Raw genomic sequence first — 761 nt, 5'->3', positions numbered from 1 at the left:
GTGTGACCAATCCCCCAAATGCCCATCGGGATAAAAAACACCCGTTAAAACAAAATGAAATGTACCTTCACGCGTTGCTTTTGTCAGATCAATCCTCTGCAACGAAAACCCAGGCTCTCCACACTCTGGATCATCGAGTGCTTCAACAATTGCTTGATAAAGCTGCATCATCGTCGCAGGATCAGCATTGGCGTCTTGGAATGCTCCAACATCACATCCATAATGACGACGCAAAACCCGTGTCCCAATTCTTGTCGTCAGACATTTACGAAGTGACTGTTGACAATGCGCAAAGCCATATAAAAGAGAGCCATCCTTTTCGCTCATCCCGCACCGCATGCTTTAAGCTCCTTTGCTTGTCTTTGTGGTAGAAACAGTTGGGGGCGCAGAAACAACAGGTGCTGGTTTTTCAGTGATCTGACCAAGCAGCAACGGATATTTAGCCTCTTCCTCACTTAAACAAATTTCCTCACCCTTGCCCGGTGAACGCTTGCCTGCAACAAAATCAGCATTGGTTAAAATAACATAAGTGTTCTCACGCATGATAAAACTCCTTTAAAGAGGGGAAGAGGTTGTGGAGGGACCCATTTTGACCCCACCGTGTTTGTGGCTTGCGCCAACAGATTTTTGATTATGCTGTAAATCTTCTGCCTGAATGTGCACACTACCCGTTAATTCAACACAGGTTGCTTGATGAGAAAGCACCAAACCTTTTTCACTCAAATGAATTTGATTTTCCCCATGGGAGAGAATGAGCTCAT

General features: G+C 45.1%; 2 protein-coding genes and 1 pseudogene. All 3 read right to left on the bottom strand.

Annotation, left to right across the window (positions count from 1 at the left end; genetic code table 11):
* A partial coding sequence (locus tag ACFIKE_RS11975) for a GPW/gp25 family protein (protein ID WP_375650181.1) occupies positions 1-339 on the bottom strand: 339 nt, incomplete at its 3' end.
* Between the two features lie 3 nt (positions 340-342).
* Positions 343-543, bottom strand: coding sequence for a hypothetical protein (locus ACFIKE_RS11970; RefSeq protein WP_273790108.1), 201 nt, complete (start codon positions 541-543; stop codon positions 343-345).
* Positions 544-555: 12 nt separating this feature from the next.
* Positions 556-761, bottom strand: a pseudogene (locus ACFIKE_RS11965) (baseplate assembly protein); the annotation flags it as partial.

The organism is Bartonella sp. MU70NMGDW (genome assembly GCF_042194085.1).
Classification (GTDB): Bacteria; Pseudomonadota; Alphaproteobacteria; order Rhizobiales; family Rhizobiaceae; genus Bartonella; species Bartonella grahamii.
This window is presented reverse-complemented; position numbering and strand designations above follow the sequence as displayed.

What these genes read in the sequence shown, in the direction of transcription:
- ACFIKE_RS11970 (WP_273790108.1), bottom strand. Translation starts at nt 543, where the DNA reads ATGCGTGAGAACACTTATGTTATTTTAACCAATGCTGATTTTGTTGCA.